The organism is Lactobacillus apis (assembly GCF_003150935.1).
GTDB classification, from domain to species: domain Bacteria; phylum Bacillota; class Bacilli; order Lactobacillales; family Lactobacillaceae; genus Lactobacillus; species Lactobacillus apis.
The window spans coordinates 927,997-945,969 of record NZ_CP029476.1 but is presented as its reverse complement, the minus strand read 5'-3'; the positions used below and the strand labels follow the sequence as shown (position 1 = coordinate 945,969).

Below are 17,973 nucleotides of genomic sequence, written 5' to 3'. Positions count from 1 at the left end.
TTTACTTTGGTTGATAATGAAAATTAGGATTCTGTTCTTGATCAATCTTATTCCAAGCTTCTTTAAGCTGATCATCTAACATTGCTTCATTTTCATGTGTTAGTTTGATTTTTCGATCAACTTGAATAGGGTCGCCAAAGCAAACCTCAAGTGGTTTTCTCTTTAGAAGTCCTGTAAAGGTCAGAGGACCTTGATAAACAACGGGAACAATTGGCTTACCGGATAGCTTTGCAATTGCAATAGTTCCGCCTTTTAGTTCGGCGGAATGTCTGGTTCCAGATGGAAAGATAATTAATGAATAATTCCCATTTCTTAGGCCCTTGATAGGTGTCTTTAGAGCAGATGGACCAGGATTTTTACGGTCAACTGGAAAGGCATGTGCATGCTTTAAAATGAAATTTAAAACAGGATATTTAAATAATTCAATTTTTGTCATAAACATGAATTCTTTCGGACTTGCAGCTAAAGCAAACAAAATCGGTTCCCACCACGTGCGATGCGGAGCTGCCAAAATATAATTCCCATCTGGGATACGTTCTTTATGATTAACATGTAAATGCCCATTTAGTAGCCAGACAATAAAGCGGGCAATTGGGCGAATGATATGATAAAACATTATTTCCTCCAATGATGTAAAATATTATAACAGAGCTTGAGGAGAGGAAGAAATTTTTATGGTAAATTTGTCAAAAAATGAACGAATTGATTATATGTATAGCGATAATCTTAAAATTGTTCAGGACAAAGATGCCTTTAGCTTTTCGTTAGACACATTATTACTGGCGTCAGAAGCTAAAGAATCAATTAAAGATAGTTCGAAAGTTGCTGATCTCTGTGCAGGAAACTGTGCTGCAACAATTTATATGGCATATTTTAATCGAGCTAAGTATGATGCAATTGAAATTCAAGATGAGGCTGCTTCACAAGCTAGGCGATCGGTTGAATTAAATCAAATGGAAAACCGTATTCAAGTTCATCAAAAAAATGTTAAGGATGCACCTAAATTTTTACGTAAAGATTCTTATGATGTAGTTGTGGTTAATCCACCATATTTTAAAGTGGCAAAGAATCATAAAGTAAATCCTGATCCTAAAAAAGCAATTGCACGTCATGAATTGTTAATTAACTTAGAAGAAATAATTATGGTTGCCAGTGATCTTCTTAAGATGAAGGGAAAAATGTATATGGTACATCGACCTGAACGTCTTAACGAAATTGCATATTTTTGCATAAAGCACGATTTAAGTATCAAATTTGTACAGCCGTATGTATCTCATCGTGGAGATGATGCAAATTTAGTTATTATTGAAGCTGTTAAGCACACGGCAACAGATGGCTTGGTTTTGAGGGATGCGATTGAAGTTCATGATGAAAACGGTGATTTTTTACCTGTGATTCAAAAAGTAATTCGTGAAACTGAGGAAGAGCGGCAAAAACATGATGAAGGAAAAAGTTACTATTTTTATGTTTTGTTGTGCAATGACGGTAGTTTTTATGGCGGCTTTACAAATGACCTACAAAAACGGTTAACTGCACATAACACTGGTAAAGGGGCAAAATATACTAAGACTAGAAGACCTGTCAAAATGATTTATCACGAAAAATTTCAAGATAAGCAATTAGCATTGAAAAGAGAGTACTGGTTTAAGCATCATACACGCCAGTGGAAGGAAAATTTTTTGCGTGAACGATCAGTTGATTTTTAGCCTTGATTCTTAAGCCTAAATTTAGTATTATTTTACTTGTGTGTTAAACACACAAGTAAGAAACATCAAGAGTGATCAACGTTTTGGTGCCACACACTGGTGAAACGTTGAAATGATCGCTTGAGAGGTATAAAACCATAGGAGGAAGTTAATTATGTCAGTAGTTTCAATGAAACAATTACTTGAAGCTGGTGTCCACTTCGGTCACCAAACTAGAAGATGGGATCCAAAAATGGCTCCTTACATCTTTACTCAAAGAAATGGTATCTACATCATTGATTTGCAAAAGACAATCAAGATGTTGGATGACGCATACTCATTCGTTAGAGCAGTTGCTCAAGACGGTGGTGTAATTCTTTTTGTAGGTACTAAGAAACAAGCTCAAGACTCAATTGCTGAAGAAGCAACTCGTGCTGGTCAATATTACATTAACCAACGTTGGCTTGGTGGTACTTTAACCAACTGGAAGACTATTCAAAGTCGTGTGCAAAGATTAAAGGACCTTAAGAAGATGTCAGAGGATGGTACTTTTGATGTATTACCAAAGAAGGAAGCATCTTTATTAACTAAGGAAAAGGACAAGCTTGAAAGATTCTTAGGTGGTATTGAAGACATGCCTAGAATCCCAGACGTAATGTTTGTTGTTGATCCTAAGAAGGAAAAGATTGCTGTTCACGAAGCAAACGTTCTTGGTATTCCAGTTGTTGCAATGGTTGACACTAACACTGATCCAGATCCAGTAGATGTTGTTATTCCTTCAAACGATGACGCTATTCGTGCTATTCGCTTAATTTCAGGCGCGATGGCAGATGCTGTTATTGAAGGTAAGCAAGGTCAAGACGACAATAACGCTGACGTAGAAGCTGAAATGACTAAGAATGCTGCAGCTGATGGTGCTGAAGAAGCAACTGAAGCTGAAGAAACTTCAGACGAAGACTAGTTAAATATCTTTTATTTGAAAGGATACATCAATGGCAAATATTACTGCTAAACAAGTTAAAGAGTTACGTGATCGTACTGGTGCCGGAATGATGGACTCCAAGAAAGCTTTAGTTCAAGCTGATGGAGACGTTGAAAAGGCAATTGATATTTTAAGAGAAAACGGTGTTGCAAAAGCTGCTAAGAAGAGTGGTCGAATTGCAGCTGAGGGTTTGGCTGAATTTGCATTTTCTGGTAACACAGCTGCATTAGTTGAAATTAACTCAGAAACTGACTTTGTTTCATCAAACGATAAGTTTATCAAATTAGTTGATGATGTAACTAAGGCAATTCTTGCTGCAAAGCCTGCTAATGTAGAAGAAGCTTTAAAGGCTCCAATGGCTGGTTCAACAATCGGTGAAGAAATCACTAACTTAACTGCTGTTATTGGTGAAAAGATCACTTTAAGAAGATTTGATCTAATCAGCAAGAACGACGATGAAGTATTTGGCGCTTACAAGCATAATGGTGGATCAATTGTTGCTGTTGTTACTTTGAAGGGTGACAATGAAGAAGCAGCTAAGAATATTGCAATGCACGTTGCTGCTATCAATCCTGAGTACTTAGATAAAGCTTCTGTACCAAAGGCTGATTTTGATCGTCAAAAGGCAGTCTTCACTAAGGAAACTGAAAACGAAGGTAAACCTGCAAACATTATCCCTAAGATTGTTGAAGGTCGTGTTAACAAGTACTTAAGCGAAATTTGCTTGGTTGACCAACCTTACGTTAAAGATGGCGATATGACTGTTGCAGAATACGCAAAATTTGAAGGTTGTGAAGTTGCTGCATACACTCGCTACGAAGTTGGCGAAGGTATCGAGAAGAAGCAAGAAGACTTTGCTGCTGAAGTTCAAGAACAAATTAAATAGTCGTTAAAATCAAAAAACGATTTTCTAAAAACCTTATCCATTAGGATAAGGTTTTTTATTCTTAAAGAAAACTAAAGTTACTAAAGTAATTCTAAAATAAAACTAAACGAATTTACTGGCTAATTTCTATATGGAAAAATATAATTAGATGAATTTTAAAGCGAGGTAAAGTATATGGGCTTTGACATAATGATGATTGCAGTGGTAGTTGGAACAATATGTATATATTTAAGCGTTGAAAAGTCCTTTTCTAAGTTAAGCAATAATTTAGTTTTTGTTATGGGTATCATTCTAGATGCGCTAGCATTTTTCTTAGCTGTCGGATAAAATTTTTGTCTAAAATAGAAACGTTTTTCATAAGATAGAGAAAAAAGAACCCTCCTTAAAGGAGGGCTCTTTTTGTACTACAGTAGTTAGATATTAGTTTCTATGAGTAAGTTCATGAAGATAAGAATAAACGTGATCCACAAAGTAAGATTGCGATTTTTAAATGCAGTTTTTGAAGATTTATGATACAGTAGAATTCTTGATTGTCTAAAAGTAATGCAATCAAAAATTGAGTTTTAGTTTATAATCTTTTATGTGGCTCTTATGGCTGTAACTTTTAATTTATCTATTGGTGAAGGATGAAGATGAAAAATTATTTAAGTATTGATATTGGCGGAACAGAAATTAAATACGCACAAATAGACCAAGCTGGTAATATTATTGAAAAGGGTAAAGTAAGTACTCCTGACAATAAAGCTGACTTTTTAGTTGCAGTAGATAAAATTGTTAAAAAATATACAGATAGAATCAAAGGCTTGGCAATTTGTGCTCCTGGAAAAATCGAAGGAACAAAAATACGTTTTGGAGGTGCAATTCCTTATCTTGATGGCATTGATTTTGGAGAAATCTATCAAGATAAGGACTACCCTGTAACTGTTCTTAACGATGGTAAAGCAAGCATTCTGGCAGAAAACTGGCTAGGAAGTTTAAAAGGAGAAACTAACTGTGCAGCACTAACATTAGGCACGGGTGTTGGCGGTGGCATCATAGTTAACGGTCATCTTTTACAAGGCTCCCATTACCAAGCTGGTGAATTGAGCTTTATGATTGTTGATTTGACCCACCCGGAAAAAATGCAAGGTAGCGTCGGTAATCTATGCTCTGCTGTCAACTTCGTTAAGCATGTAAATAAAAAAACAGGTTATTCTGAAATCAATGATGGAATTCATGCTTTTGAAGAAATTAAAAACGGCAATGAAGACGCAATTAAGATTTTCAACGATTATTGTTTAAACATTGCAGCTTTAATTTTAAATATGAATACAGTAGTTGATATAAATAAAGTGGCAATCGGTGGCGGCATTAGTGCTCAACCAATTCTACTTTCTGGCATCAATCAGGCTTATGATAAGTTAGTTGGCAAAATGAATTCAATCATTGGCCAAACATTAGTCAAACCGAAAATAGTTGCAGCCAAGTTTAGAAACGACTCTAATTTATATGGAGCCTTATATAACTTGTTATTAACTGTAGATAACGAAACTGATTATTAATAGTAAAACCTCACTTAATTTTAAGTGAGGTTTTTTATTAGCTTAAAAACTGATGGATTAATTTTTTCTTTTCCGTATTCTTTTGATAAATAGCTTGGACATGGTAATTTTGCGCACTGTTGTTGCCTTCCAATGGTAAGTACTTAATTTTTTCATTTGTAGAGTTTGTAGGTTGAAGTAAGCCATCTGGATAATATGCATTAGCTTGATTAGAGGAAACAAGAATTTGCATTTGTTCAATAGTTGAAATTCTAGCGACCGGTAAATTTTGATAAGCTTCAGGTAAGGTGGCAAGAAAGGCATGCTTTAAATAATTGGTTTTCTCAGGTCCATAATATAAAATAGGTTTTTCTTTAAGAGCAGTTAATGGAAAAACAGAGCCGCTACTTAAAGGATTGAGTTTACTGACGCCAATCACCATTTTGCTTTGAAAAATACTCTTGTTAGTTAGGTTCTTAGTCAAAAATTCTTGTTCTCCATAATCTAAGATAAAAGCTAAATCTAATATGCCGAGAGAAACGTCTGATATTAAGTGTTCAATACTCTCCTCGGTTATCTTGATTTTTAATTCAGGCTGTTTTTGATTTGCATCAAAGATTTTTTGTAGCAACAATGCCCCTTCAAAAGGAGAAAAGTAGCCAACTTTTAGTTCTTGATAGGTGGTGGCAGCTTCATGCCGCAGAGAATTGATTTCTACAGAAAAGCTATGTAATATTTCCTTAGTTTTCAAGAAAAATTCCTGTCCTTGAGAGGTGATTGAAATCTTGTTTTTGCCGCGCTCGAACAATTTAAAGCCTAGTTCGTTTTCAAGCTTGCTAATTGACTGTGAAACTGCGCGTTGACTAATGTACTGTGTTGCAGCAGCTTTTTGAAAACTCCCTGTTTCGACTACCGTAATGAAAGTATTTAATTGAGTGAAATTCATCTTTATCCGAACCTTTTACTTCTAGTGTTGAAAAATAAAGTGTCTATATTTTTTATTTGTAAGCACTTACTATTAAAGCATAAATAGTTTTAAAGAGGTACACGGTTATGAAAATTTCAAAGAAAGAAAATTATGATGTTGTAGTTGTAGGTTCGGGTGCTGCTGGTCAAGCTGCTGCATTAACTGCTGTCGAGAACGGTAACAGTGTTTTGATGCTTGAAAAAGGGCGTCACACTGGTGGTTCTGCAAATTATAGCGAGGGTCTTTTTGCAGTCGGTTCATATTTACAAAAAGAAAAAGGAATTAATGTTTCAACTTTGGATGTTTTAAAAGAAGAAGTTGAGTATTCTAGCTATAAAGCTGATTCGAGGATTTGGCGTAATTACTTGGATACTAGTGCCGAGAATATTAAGTGGTTACATGATGAAGGCGTTGAATATGAAGGCGTTCAAGCAATGGGTGCTGGTGAAGCAACATGGCATATTTATAAAGGATACGGCGATGGCGCAATGCACAATGGTTTGGAACCTCGTTTCAAAAAATTGGGAGGAGAACTTTTAACTTCTACATCAGCAATTAACCTAGAAATTGATTATGATGGCAATAAAAAGGTAACAATCAAAAATGAAGCTAATGGTGACATTGAAACAATTACAGCCAAAGTAGTGATCCTGGCAACAGGAGGCTATTTAAACAATGACGAAATGATGGCAAAAGAAACCAATTATGATTTATCCAGATTGATTACAGTTTCATGTGGCAAAGGCACTGGTGATGGTTTGAGACTAGGATGGCATGTTGGTGGTCAAAAATATGGCATGGGTACAGCAATGCTATTTGGTGGCTATCTTAAAGATCCAGGCCAACCATCGTTCAAGATGATGCGGAGTCAGATGAATGTGGCTGCAGGACAACAACCTCTTTTATGGGTAAATGAAAATGGTGAGAGATTTGTTGATGAATCAGTCGTTTATAACTTTTCATATGCTGGCAACGCTCTGTACAGTCAAAATAAGGTTTACAGCATTTTAGATAAAAAGATCATTGATGAAATGGCTGAAAAGGGTAACTTTATGGGACTAGGTGTTTACATTGAACGTGGACACAAGATGGATAAGTTACAAGAAGAAATTGATCAAGCAATTAGTGAAAACAAACCATTTATCTTTAAGGCAGATACGCTAGAAGAATTAGCAGAAAAAATGAACTTGCCAAGAGATAAGTTTGTTCAAAATATTGAAAAATTCAATGAAGATGTAAAATCTGGTGAGGACAAGTCATTTGGCAAGGATCCAAAATATTTAAGAACTGTTGAAGACGGTCCATTTTATGGCTTTAAGTTAACAGTTGGTGCATATTGCACGATGGGTGGTCTAAGAATAACCCCTGATAATGAGATTGAAGATGAAAAAGGTCAACCAATTAAAGGTGTATATGCAACAGGTAATGATGCAAGTGGTTTAACTGGAGATACATATGGTCCAAATATGCCAGGAACTTGTGCCGGATATGCATTTTATTCTGGAAGAAATGCAGCGCAACATGCACAAAAATATTTGAAATAATAATAGATTAAAAAGCTCTGTTTAATACGACAGTGCTTTTTATTTTCAACAAAAAATAATAAATAAGTAGTGCGTTTTTCTTCTATTAAAATAAGCTTTTAAAGAGAAAATAAATTTCTTGATAAAATTCTGCTCTTTTGTTTTGTAGTCCTACATTTGCCATTTTTATATGGTAGAATAACTAAAGTTAATAGAGGAGGTTGTCATGACTCAAGTTAAATATAAGCGAATTGTTTTAAAGATTTCTGGTGAAGCATTGGCTGGTAGTCAAGGTACTGGAATTGATCCTACAGTTATCAGCCATTTAGCCGAAGAAATTAAATCAGTTCACGACCTAGGCGTTGAAATTGGAATCGTTTGCGGTGGCGGTAACATGTGGCGTGGTGAAACTGGTGAAAAACTGGGAATGGAACGTTCACAAGCAGACTATATGGGTATGCTAGCAACTATCATGAATGGTTTAGCTCTTCAGGATGGTCTAGAGCATGTAGGTGTGCCAACAAGATTACAGACATCAATCGAAATGAGACAAATTGCTGAGCCTTACATTAGAAGAAAGGCAATTCGTCACCTTGAAAAAGGCAGAGTAATAATCATGGGTGGTGGAACCGGTAACCCATACTTTTCGACTGATACCACTGCAGCTTTACGTGCAGCTGAGATTAATGCAGATGTCATTTTAATGGCTAAAAATGGTGTTGACGGAGTTTACTCCGCTGATCCAAAAATTGATCCAAGCGCTAAAAAGTACAATGAGTTAACTCAACTTGATGTAATCTCCAAAGATTTGAAAGTTATGGATAGAACTGCTAGTTCACTTTCAATGGATACAAATATTCCGTTAATTGTATTTAACGTCAATACAGAAGGAAATATTAGAAAAGTCGTTATGGGTGAACATATAGGAACTGTAATTGAAGGTGGAAAATAATGAATAACGAAACGATTAAAAAAGCGCAAGATAATATGGAAAAATCTATCAGCGTTTTTGAAAAGAATCTCGGCTCTATTCGTGCCGGTGTTGCCAATGCAGCCTTGCTTGATGGCGTTCAAGTTGAATACTATGGTGCGCCAACCCCATTGACTCAAATGTCGAGTGTGACTATTCCAGAACCTCGTGTTCTCTTGATTACACCATATGACCAAAACAGTGTCGATGATATTGAGCATGCTCTTCTTGCCTCAAATCTCGGCTTAACACCAGCAAATGACGGTAAAGTTATTAGACTAGTTATTCCTCAATTGACTGGTGAAAGACGTCAAGAAATTGCCAAAGAAGTAAATAAAATTGCCGAAGAAGGAAAAATTGCTGTTAGAAACGTAAGACGTGATGCAATGAACTCACTTAAGAAGCAACAAAAAGATGATGAAATAACTGAGGACGAGCAACATAACCTTGAAAAAGAAGTTCAAAAGGTAACGGATCAAGCAACTAAGAAGATTGATGAATTAGCTGATAAAAAGCGTAAGGAAATTACTCAAGGCTAAAAATGGCAGAAAAAAGAAATCAATTAAATCATCTTGCAATTATTATGGACGGTAATGGTCGTTGGGCTACAAAGCAAGGTAAGCCACGTGTGGCTGGTCATTACGAAGGGATGAACAATGTTGAGAGAATCACTCTAGCAGCTGATCAACTTGGAATAAAAGTCTTGTCTCTATATGCTTTTTCAACTGAAAACTGGGCAAGACCAAAAGAAGAAGTTGCGTATTTAATGAACTTGCCTGTACGCTTTTTTGACCACTTCATGCCGACGTTAATGGAAAACAATGTAAAAGTTAATATTATGGGCTATTTGGATGAATTACCTCATAAAACATATGATGTAGTTCAACGTGCAATGGCAGAAACTGCGCAAAATACTGGTTTAATATTAAATTTTGCTTTTAATTATGGCTCAAGAAGAGAAATAACCACAGCGGTTAAAGAAATTGGTACGTTAATTGAGACTGGGCAGCTTACCAGTGATCAAATCACTGAAGAACTAATTTCGAATCGACTAATGACCGCAAGTTTCAAAGAATTTAGGGATCCTGATTTGTTAATTAGAACCTCTGGAGAACAACGCATCTCTAATTTTATGCTCTGGCAATTGGCCTACTCTGAACTTGCATTTAGCCCTAAAAATTGGCCTGATTTCACAAAAGAGGACTTGCAAGAATTTGTTAGTGATTTTCAAAATCGTCATCGCCGCTTTGGCAAATTAGATGAAACGGATAGTTAGGTAGTTATTATATGAAACAACGTGTAATTACAGCAGTTATTGCTTTGATTTTATTTATTCCAATCGTCATTGCGGGCGGTTTGTGGATGGATTGGCTGACAGTCGCTTTTGCTGCAGTTGGAATAAGTGAAATCTTTTTAATGAAAAAGCAGATTTTAGTTTCTGTTAACTTTTTGCTAGCTTTATTGGCAACAATCACTTGGGCAGTTCCCGATAGTTTTATCAAGAGCATGCCGTTCCACTGGACTAAATACGGTATTTACTTTGCTCTAATTATGTTAATGCTAACTTGGACAGTTTTATCAAAGAATAAGACAACTTTTGATGATGTTTCAGTGTACACACTTGGTTCACTGTATATCGGCACCGGTTTTCACTACATGGCAAGCATCAGAAATAGTTCAAACGGCTTAGCTTTACTTTGCTATGTTTTTGTTGTCGTTTGGTTGACTGACACAGGTGCTTACATGATTGGACGTAAAATAGGTAAACACAAGTTATGGCCAGTGATTAGTCCTAATAAAACATGGGAAGGGTCAATTGGCGGAACTATTTGCGCGGTCATTTGTGCAGCTATCTATGTATATTTCGTCAATGTCGATTATCCGCTATGGCAAATGGTTGTTTTTGCCCTGATTCTATCAATTGTTGGTCAAATGGGTGACTTAGTTGAATCCGCATATAAACGCTATTATGGTGTTAAAGACTCAGGTAAGATTTTACCGGGTCACGGTGGAATTTTAGACCGATTTGATAGTATGCTATTTGTTTTGCCGGTATTCGCGGCATTACTAGGAATTATACATTAGGAGTATTCCATGAAAGGTATACTGATTTTCTTAGTAGTTTTTGGCTTATTAGTGTTTGTTCACGAATTCGGGCACTTTATTGTTGCAAAAAAGTGCGGTATTTTAGTTCGTGAATTTTCTATTGGAATGGGTCCTAAGCTATTTCAAGTAAGACGGAATCCAACCACTTATACTATTCGCTGGCTACCTTTAGGTGGGTACGTTCGTTTAGCAAGTAAGGACGATGAAACTGAACTTTCACCTGGAATGAATGTAGTTCTTCAACTAAATGATCAGAATAAAGTGGTCAAAATTGATGCCTCAGAATCAGATATTCCGGTGGAAGGAATTCCAGTTCAAGTAATAAAGGCTGATTTGGTAGATAAACTGGTAATCGAAGGCTATGAAAATGGTGATGAAGAAAAACCGGTTAGGTATTCGGTTGACCATGATGCAACTGTCATTGACCAATCAAAAACTGAGCTAATAATCGCACCTCGTGATACACAATTTCAAGAAGCAAATGTTTGGCAAAAACTTGCTACTAATATTGCTGGACCCTTAATGAACATCTTGCTTGGCTTTGTGGTTTTCATGATTTGGACGTTTACAATTCCAGGTCCTGCAACTACAACAATTCAATCAGTGTCACCTAATTCACCAGCTGATATAGCTAAGATTGAAAAGGGATCAAAGTTTGTTTCGATTAATGGTCACAAGACGAGTTCATTTGAGGATGTCTCTAATATAATTGCTCAAAGTAAGGGCCAGAACTTAAAGATAGTTCTGGAAAAAAACAATCAGACTACTACAGCTACGGTAAAGCCAAAGGTTGTAAAAGTCAGTGGTCAAACGGTTTATCAAATAGGAATTAAAGCTCAAAGTGACGATCGAGCTATTTCAAAAGCTAAACGTGGATGGAATACAGCTGTGTCAACCACAGGAATGATTTTTAACGCTTTAGGTGGTTTAATTAGAAACTTTAGTCTGAATAAATTGTCTGGTCCTGTTGGAATTTACTCTCAGACGGCACAAGTTTCGCAAATGGGCTTTTCATACCTTTTGGCATTTTTAGCAATGATTTCAATTAACTTGGGAATTGTGAACTTAGTACCGATTCCTGGACTTGATGGCGGAAAGTTCTTACTTAATATTATTGAAATTTTCCGTGGGAAGCCTATTTCTGAAAACCATGAAGCTATTGTTGAATTGGTTGGATTTGGTCTGCTCTTACTTTTAATCATAGCAGTTACTGGTAACGATATATATCGCTACTTTATTAAATAAAGAATTTGGGGAGAATTTAATGCGACAATCTAAAATATTTATACCTACTTTAAAAGAAGCACCAACAGATGCGGTTGCTGAAAGCCATAAGTTAATGCTTCGTGGTGGCTATGTAAGACAAGTTACTGCCGGAGTTTATGCTTATTTGCCATTGGGTTTTCGAGTTTTAAATAAAGTCGAAAAAATCATGGAAGAGGAAATGGAAAAAATTGGTGTTCCAGAAATGGAAATGCCTGAGCTTTTACCAGCAACTCTGTGGGAAGAATCTGGTAGATGGCAGAAGTATGGTCCTGAAATGTTTCAGTTAAAAGATCGCCATGGACGTCAAAGCCTCTTAGGACCAACCCATGAAGAAACTTTTACCGAAATTGTTGCTAAAAATCTCAAGAGTTATAAGCAAATGCCAATTGCGCTTTACCAAATTCAAACTAAGTTCCGTGATGAAAATCGTCCTCGGTTTGGTTTGCTTCGTAGCCGTGAATTTATTATGTTAGATGCATACAGTTTTGCTGCTACTAGCCAACAATTAGATGAGCAGTTTGATGATGAGAAAAAGGCATTTGAAGCGATTTTTAATCGTTGCGGTGTCAAAGTAACCCCAGTAATTGCTGATTCCGGCACAATGGGTGGTAAAAACTCAATGGAATTCCAAGCTCCAGCTGCAATTGGTGAAGATACCATTGCAACTAATGAAGCAGGTACTTATTCCGCAAATCTGGAAATGGCTCAAAGTATTGATACATTTAAACAAGATCCAGAACAGGTTGCCGAACTAGAAGAGGTTGCAACTCCTGGTCAAGAAACAATTGCTGATTTAGCTGAATTTTTGAAAGTACCAGAAACAAAAATAGTAAAAAGTGTTTTATACATTATTAATGAAAAAGAGCACGTTCTAGTTTTAATTCGTGGTGATAAGCAGATAAATGAAGTTAAGTTAACTCATTTGTTAGATGCTGACTCTGTTCGTGTTGCTACTGATGAAGAATTAAAGGAAATTACAGGTGTTGGCAAGGGTAGTGTTGGTCCAGTTGAAGCAAATTGGGCTGATAAGATTATTGCAGACGATACTGTTAAAGACTTGGCTAATGTAATTGTCGGGGCAAACAAAGATGGATTCCAATTTAAGAATGCTAATCTGAATCGTGATTTTAAAGTTGAAGAATTCAGTGATTTACGTGTTGCAAATGAAGGTGAACCAGATCCTGTTGACCATTTACCATTAAAATTCACTACTTCAATTGAAGTTGGTCATATCTTTAAGTTAGGAACCTACTATACCGATAAAATGGGCGCAAGTTTCCTTGATCAAAATGGGAAGGCTCAACCTGTTATCATGGGTTCATATGGAATCGGCGTAACCAGAGTTCTATCTGCAGTTATTGAACAACATTTAACTGAACGAGGAATTTCTTGGCCTAAAGAAATTGCTCCGTATGATCTTCATATTGTTCAAATGAAGATGAAAGATGACGACCAAACAAAATTGGCTGAAAGTCTTGAACAAAAATATAGTGCTGACTATGATGTTTTATATGATGATCGTAACGAACGCGCAGGAGTTAAGTTTGCTGATGCAGATTTAATTGGTGCGCCTCTTAGAATCACAATTGGTAAAAAAGCTAGTGATGGAATTATTGAGGTTAAGCGTCCAACTGATGAAAAATCAATAGAGCTGAATGTTTCTGAACTCGATGATTTTGTAAATAAAGAGTTAGGATAATTTCTGTGGCTAATAAAAACGAACTTTTCTTAAGACTGTTAGACCAAATTCATTTTCCAGATCAATTTGAAGACAATGCCTTATTAAGGAAAGGTGAAATTAAGAACGTGGATGTATATGCTAAAGAACATAGATGGGATATCCATGTTCTTTTTGCTACTCCGCTTAAATTTGAAACATATGATGCTTTAAATAAAGCAATAGAAGCAAATTTTTCATCTTTTGTAAAAACCAGGCTTTTTGTATCTACTCAAGATGGACTTGATGACTATTTAACCGATTACTGGAAGTATGCCGTTCAAAATTCTGATATTTTACAGCCAGTTGCGCGCGAATTTATTTCTAGTCATAAACCAAAAAAAGAAAATGGGCGTTGGATTATTCCAGTAGATAACTTGGTGGTTGATGGCCTTATTGAACAAAAGATGCTGGACCAACTTGCAGAAGAAATGCGCGATTATGGTTTCTTCAATTTGAAGTTTGTTACTGAAGTTGATGATGCCAATTCACTAAGTAATTTAGAGAGTTTGCAGCAACTGCAAGAACAGCATGAGCAAAGCATGCAGGAAGTATACGAAGCTGCGCCGGTTAAGGAAAGACCAAAACAAACTACTTACCAGACCAAAAAGACTCACTATGGCAATCGTAAATTAGATGAAAGTTTACCTATTACTCAGATTAAGGATGTTATTGATGGTACAAGAAATGTTGTCATAGAAGGGAACATTTTTAATACTGATAGTAAAGAGTTAAAAACAGGTACAATCATCTTTACTGGAGAAATAACTGACTATAGTGATTCAATTTCCTTTAAAAAGTTTATTTCAGATAAAGATCAATTGGAATCGATTAAAGCTTTAAAATCAGGAACTTGGGCTAAAATGCAGGGTTCTGCTGCAGAAGACCAATGGAGTCATGATGTCGTATTCAACATTAACAGTTTTGAAGCAGTTGAGCATATTGGAAGACAAGAAAAATATGAGGGTGATGAAAAGCGCGCTGAGCTTCATCTTCATACTAATATGAGTCAGCTAGATGCGACAAACACAGCCACTGATTTTGTTTTAGCTGCTAAAAAGTTTGGTCAAAAAGCAATTGCAATTACAGATCACGCTGATGTACAAGCCTTTCCTGAAGCATATAATGCCGGCAAAAAGAACGGTGTTAAGATTGTTTATGGTGTTGAAGCAAATATGATTGATGACCACGCCATGCTTGTTCTTAATCCGGCACCAATGAAATATGAAAATAGAGAGTTTGTTATCTTCGATGTTGAAACAACTGGTTTGTCATCAGTTTACGACACAATTATCGAAATTGGTGCAGTCAAAATGAAGGATGGCGAGGTACTTGAACGCTTTGACAAGTTCATTAATCCTCATCATGCGCTAAGCGAACAAACAATCAATCTAACTTCAATTACTGATGAAATGGTAAGTGCTGCTGATGATGAAGCAGTTGTCATTAAGCAGTTCCAAGATTTTTATGGTGACCGACCATTGTGCGGACACAATGTTCAATTCGATGTGGGCTTTGTAAATGCTGCGCTAAAAAGAGCAGGGTTGCAAGAAATCACACAACCAGTAGTAGATACACTAGAAGTATCTCGTTTGCTTCATCCTGAGCAAACAAGACATACTCTAGATTCTTTAGCTAAAAAGTACAACGTTGTTCTTGAACATCACCATCGTGCTAATCAAGATGCGGAAGCAACTGGCTATTTAATGTTCAAACTACTTGAAGCCTTTACCAAAAAATATGGTGAAGATGATATGGGTAAGATGAATGATTATGCGGCTCATGGACAAGTTTTCAAAAGAGCTCGTCCGCAGCATATGACTATTTTGGCTAAGAACCAGGCTGGCTTAAAGAACATGTATCGGCTAGTTTCAATTGCTAATACAAAGTACTTTTACCGTATTCCGCGTACCCCTAAATCCGATTTAACTGATAATCATGAAGGATTGTTATTTGGTTCCGGTTGTTCAGAGGGGGAAGTCTTTGTTGCAATGATGCAAAAAGGCTATGACGAAGCTCGTGAAAAAGCTAAATTCTATGATTATTTAGAAGTTCAGCCACCAGCAAACTATTCGCAGCTAATTGAAGACCATTTAATTGCGGATGAGGCTGAATTAGAAGAAATATTAACTAACATATACAAGTTAGGAAAAGAATTAAATAAGCCTGTTGTTGCAACAGGGGATGCACATTATGTTGAAGAGCATGATGCAATTTATAGAACAATTTTGATTTCAGCGCAGCGTAGTAATCCAGATCGCAATAAAAAGCAACCTGATTTACATTTTTATACTACACAGGAGATGCTTGATGCATTCAGTTTCCTAGGTGAAGATGTTGCAAAAGAAATTGTTATTACTAATCCAAACAAAATTGCAGAATCGGTTGAAGAAATTGCTCCAATTAAAGACGGTTTATATCCACCTCATATTGAAAATTCAGATGAGGAAATGAAAAAATTGACTTACGATAAGGCTTACGAGCTTTATGGTAATCCTCTTCCTAAAATTGTTCAGGATCGTTTGGATATGGAACTAAATTCGATTATTTCAAACGGTTATGCAGTCATTTACCTGATTTCACAACGTCTTGTTGCCAAGTCAAATAAGGATGGCTACTTGGTTGGGTCTCGTGGATCTGTTGGGTCTAGTCTGGTCGCTACTATGTCTGGAATTACTGAAGTAAATCCACTAGCACCTCATTATCGATGTCCAAAATGTAAATATTCGCAATTTTTTGAAAATGGTGAGTATGGCTCAGGTTATGACCTTCCTGATAAAAAATGTCCTGAGTGTGGGGCAGACTTGGTGAAAGATGGTCAGGATATTCCGTTTGCTACTTTCTTAGGCTTCCATGGAGACAAAGTTCCTGATATCGATTTGAACTTCTCAGGTGACTATCAACCTGTTGCTCATAACTTTATTCGGGTTATGTTTGGGCCAGGTAACTCATATCGTGCTGGTACTATTGCGACTGTGGCTGATAAAACTGCTTATGGTTATGCGAAACACTATGATGAAGAAAAAGAACTGAACTTAAGAAAAGCTGAACTTGATCGTTTGGCTGCCGGAGTCAGTGGGGTAAAAAGGACTACGGGGCAGCACCCTGCTGGTATCGTTGTTGTGCCTGATGATATGGACATTTACGACTTTACACCAGTCCAATATCCTGCCGATGATGTGGATGCTGCATGGAAAACGACTCATTTTGATTTTCATTCAATTCACGATAACATTTTGAAATTCGATATCTTAGGTCATGATGATCCGACGATGATCAGAATGTTGCAAGATTTATCCGGTGTTGATCCATTGACAATTCCACCCGATGATCCTGGCGTCATGTCATTATTTTCCAGTCCGGATATCTTGGGTGTCACGCCAGAACAAATTCAATCTAAAACTGGTACTTTGGGTGTCCCAGAATTTGGAACTAGATTTGTCCGCGGAATGCTTGAGGAAACTAAGCCAACTACTTTTTCTGAACTACTTCAAATTTCTGGCCTTTCGCATGGTACTGATGTTTGGCTCGGCAATGCAGAAGAGCTGATTAATAACGGTACCTGCAAGTTGAAGGACGTGATTGGTTGTCGTGACAACATTATGATGGACCTTATCCACTGGGGTGTAAAACCAGAGGTTGCCTTCTCAACGATGGAATCTGTTCGTCATGGTCGCGGAATTAGTGATGAAGACATGGAAGTTTTGAAGCAAAATGATAAAATTCCAGACTGGTATATTGAATCTTGTTTGAAAATTAAATACATGTTCCCTAAGGCACATGCAACAGCCTATATCCTAATGGCTTTACGGATTGCTTGGTTTAAGGTTTACTATCCTGAAATATACTACACTGCATACTTTTCTGTGCGTGCTGATTTGTTTGATCTTGTAGCAATGAGTCACGGTAAAAATACTGTGAAAAAAGCTATGGCAGACATTCAGGAAAAAGGAAATGACGCTTCTGCTAAAGATAAAAGTTTACTAACTGTTTTAGAAATCGCTAATGAATGTTTAGAGCGAGGTATAAAAATTAGGATGGTTGACATCAATGAGTCAGAAGCGACAAACTTCAAAATTATTGATCAACATACTATTTTAGCCCCATTTAATGCCGTTCCTGGCTTAGGAAATAATGCAGCTAAGCAAATTGTTGCAGCTAGAGCAGAGCAAGAATTCCTATCAAAAGAGGACTTGGCTAAAAGGGGTAAGGTTTCGCAAACAATTATGGATTATCTGGAAGAAAATGAGGTCTTGGAAGGGATGCCAGACCAGAACCAGTTATCACTTTTTTAATTTTTTGCAGCAAGAATATAAATATGGTATACTGTTAAAAGAAGTTCGAATAAATG

General features: G+C 36.6%; 14 protein-coding genes and 1 pseudogene. 12 read left to right on the top strand and 3 right to left on the bottom strand.

The features are described 5' to 3' along the window. Position 1: 1 nt before the first annotated feature. Positions 2 to 616, bottom strand: a complete 615-nt coding sequence (locus DKL56_RS04565; protein ID WP_109715576.1) for a lysophospholipid acyltransferase family protein — start codon at positions 614 to 616, stop codon at positions 2 to 4. A gap of 58 nt (positions 617 to 674) precedes the next feature. On the opposite strand from DKL56_RS04565, the gene DKL56_RS04560 reads away from it, so the two are divergent. From DKL56_RS04560 to DKL56_RS04545, 4 genes are all read left to right on the top strand, one after another. Beyond that, a complete protein-coding gene (locus DKL56_RS04560) occupies positions 675 to 1,706 on the top strand; it encodes a GIY-YIG nuclease family protein (protein ID WP_109715575.1) in 1,032 nt (343 codons plus the stop codon). 154 nt (positions 1,707 to 1,860) lie between these two features. Beyond that, the gene (gene rpsB, locus DKL56_RS04555; RefSeq protein ID WP_046307068.1) at positions 1,861 to 2,646 is read left to right on the top strand and encodes a 30S ribosomal protein S2; all 786 of its coding nucleotides are present in this window, start codon (positions 1,861 to 1,863) and stop codon (positions 2,644 to 2,646) included. A 31-nt stretch (positions 2,647 to 2,677) separates the two neighbouring features. Next, positions 2,678 to 3,553 (top strand): translation elongation factor Ts, encoded by an 876-nt coding sequence (tsf, locus tag DKL56_RS04550; RefSeq protein ID WP_109715573.1) that lies wholly within the window; start codon positions 2,678 to 2,680, stop codon positions 3,551 to 3,553. 626 nt (positions 3,554 to 4,179) lie between these two features. Beyond that, positions 4,180 to 5,094, top strand: coding sequence for an ROK family protein (locus tag DKL56_RS04545; protein ID WP_204116339.1), 915 nt, complete (start codon positions 4,180 to 4,182; stop codon positions 5,092 to 5,094). Between the two features lie 37 nt (positions 5,095 to 5,131). Here the strand turns inward: DKL56_RS04545 and DKL56_RS04540 are convergent, their stop codons facing one another. Both DKL56_RS04540 and DKL56_RS07980 read right to left on the bottom strand, forming a co-directional pair. Beyond that, positions 5,132 to 5,824, bottom strand: a complete 693-nt coding sequence (locus tag DKL56_RS04540; RefSeq protein ID WP_239440569.1) for a LysR family transcriptional regulator substrate-binding protein — start codon at positions 5,822 to 5,824, stop codon at positions 5,132 to 5,134. A 21-nt stretch (positions 5,825 to 5,845) separates the two neighbouring features. Further along, positions 5,846 to 6,019, bottom strand: a pseudogene (locus tag DKL56_RS07980) (LysR family transcriptional regulator); the annotation flags it as partial. Positions 6,020 to 6,126: 107 nt separating this feature from the next. On the opposite strand from DKL56_RS07980, the gene DKL56_RS04535 reads away from it, so the two are divergent. The 8 genes from DKL56_RS04535 (at position 6,127) to DKL56_RS04500 (ending at position 17,917) form a co-directional block, all read left to right on the top strand. Continuing rightward, entirely contained in the window at positions 6,127 to 7,584 is a 1,458-nt protein-coding gene (locus DKL56_RS04535; RefSeq protein WP_109715570.1) for a vinyl phenol reductase, read from the top strand. A 205-nt stretch (positions 7,585 to 7,789) separates the two neighbouring features. Next, positions 7,790 to 8,515, top strand: a complete 726-nt coding sequence (pyrH, locus tag DKL56_RS04530; RefSeq protein WP_109715569.1) for a UMP kinase — start codon at positions 7,790 to 7,792, stop codon at positions 8,513 to 8,515. Then, positions 8,515 to 9,072 carry a ribosome recycling factor gene (gene frr, locus DKL56_RS04525; protein WP_109715568.1) on the top strand — a complete coding sequence of 186 codons (558 nt, stop codon included), beginning with the start codon at positions 8,515 to 8,517 and terminating at the stop codon, positions 9,070 to 9,072. The genes pyrH and frr overlap by 1 nt, the downstream gene beginning before the upstream one ends. Positions 9,073 to 9,074: 2 nt before the next feature. Then, on the top strand, positions 9,075 to 9,809 hold the full coding sequence (locus tag DKL56_RS04520) for an isoprenyl transferase (RefSeq protein ID WP_074425222.1): 735 nt from the start codon (positions 9,075 to 9,077) through the stop codon (positions 9,807 to 9,809). 11 nt (positions 9,810 to 9,820) lie between these two features. Beyond that, entirely contained in the window at positions 9,821 to 10,618 is a 798-nt protein-coding gene (locus tag DKL56_RS04515) for a phosphatidate cytidylyltransferase (protein ID WP_109715567.1), read from the top strand. A 9-nt stretch (positions 10,619 to 10,627) separates the two neighbouring features. After that, the gene (gene rseP, locus DKL56_RS04510) at positions 10,628 to 11,884 is read left to right on the top strand and encodes an RIP metalloprotease RseP (protein ID WP_109715566.1); all 1,257 of its coding nucleotides are present in this window, start codon (positions 10,628 to 10,630) and stop codon (positions 11,882 to 11,884) included. Between the two features lie 19 nt (positions 11,885 to 11,903). After that, on the top strand, positions 11,904 to 13,604 hold the full coding sequence (locus DKL56_RS04505) for a proline--tRNA ligase (protein ID WP_109715565.1): 1,701 nt from the start codon (positions 11,904 to 11,906) through the stop codon (positions 13,602 to 13,604). Positions 13,605 to 13,609: 5 nt separating this feature from the next. Further along, positions 13,610 to 17,917: a PolC-type DNA polymerase III gene (locus tag DKL56_RS04500; protein WP_109715564.1), complete on the top strand. Its 4,308-nt coding sequence runs from the start codon at positions 13,610 to 13,612 to the stop codon at positions 17,915 to 17,917. Positions 17,918 to 17,973: the final 56 nt, after the last annotated feature.